The organism is Streptomyces sp. UH6, assembly GCF_013421635.1.
Taxonomy (GTDB): Bacteria; Actinomycetota; Actinomycetes; order Streptomycetales; family Streptomycetaceae; genus Streptomyces; species Streptomyces abyssomicinicus.
Genome location: NZ_JACADT010001309.1, coordinates 1 through 1,256 on the forward strand (window position 1 = coordinate 1; position 1,256 = coordinate 1,256).

General features: G+C 74.9%; 1 protein-coding gene. It reads left to right on the forward strand.

Going from position 1 to position 1,256, the window contains the following annotated elements; genetic code table 11:
* Window positions 1–1,138 (forward strand): carbohydrate-binding protein (locus tag HW445_RS31500; RefSeq protein ID WP_180224183.1); only part of this gene is annotated, 1,138 nt, incomplete at its 5' end.
* Between the last annotated feature and the right edge of the window lie 118 nt (window positions 1,139–1,256).

Sequence of the window (1,256 nt, forward strand, 5' to 3'; positions counted from 1 at the left end):
CGGCCTCACGCTCGGCCGGCTGAGCCTGGAACTCGGCGCCGACCACGCCGGTTCCTGGGTGGGCGGCGCGGAGTCCGGCACCCTCACGGTGGCCACCACCGACCGCTCCGACGTCGCCGTCATCGAGCGGGCCGGCGCGCGGGCGGTCGTCGTGGACCGCTCGCTGAGAGAGCTGGAGGCGGACAAGGACCGGCTCGACCGGGCCACCCGGACCGTCCCCGCACAGGACGCCCCGGTCCGCTACGTCGACCCGGTGCGCAACAAGGTGGTCGTCGAGGCCGTCGATCCGGCCGTGGCCGCGAAGCTGGTCGCCGTGGCCGGCGTGGACCCGGCGGCGGTCGAGGTGGTGCGGACCGGCGAGCGCCCGCGCACCTACTACGACCTGCGCGGCGGCGACGCGTACTACATGAGCGGGGGCGGCCGGTGTTCGGTCGGCTTCCCGGTGACCCGCTCCACCACCCAGGGCTTCGTGACGGCGGGCCACTGCGGCACGGCCGGCCGGTCCACCTCCGGCTACAACCAGGTCGCCCAGGGCACCTTCCAGGGCTCCACCTTCCCCGGCCGCGACATGGCGTGGGTGGCGGTCAACTCCAACTGGACGGCGACCGCGACCGTGGTGGGCTCCGGCTCCCAGGTGACGGGCTCCACCCAGGCCGTCGTGGGCGCGTCGATCTGCCGTTCCGGTTCCACCACCGGCTGGCGCTGCGGCACCGTCCAGCAGCACAACACGAGCGTCACCTACGCCGAGGGCACCGTCTCCGGCGTCACCCGTACGTCGGTGTGCGCGGAGCCGGGCGACTCGGGCGGCTCGTTCATCTCGGGCAGCCAGGCCCAGGGCGTCACCTCCGGCGGCAGCGGCAACTGCAGCTCCGGCGGGACCACGTACTACTACCCGGTCAACCCGATCCTCTCCTCGTACGGGCTGACGCTGAAGACCGCGGGCTCGACCACCCCGCCCACCACGCCGCCGACCACCCCGCCCGACCCGGGCTCCACCACGTGGGCGCCGGGCGTCGTCTACCAGCCGGGCGCCACCGTGACCTACAGCGGCGTGACCTACCGGTGCCTCCAGCAGCACCAGGCGCAGGGCGGCTGGGAGCCGCCGAACGTGCCGGCCCTGTGGCAGCGGGTCGCCTGACGAGACGTTCCTTCCGCCTCGGACCACCGCCCTCCCCGACTCCCCCGCCCGCGGGGGACCGCGCCGACGGGACCCTGACCCCGTCGGTGTGCCGCGCCCCCGCCGGAGCCTTCCATCC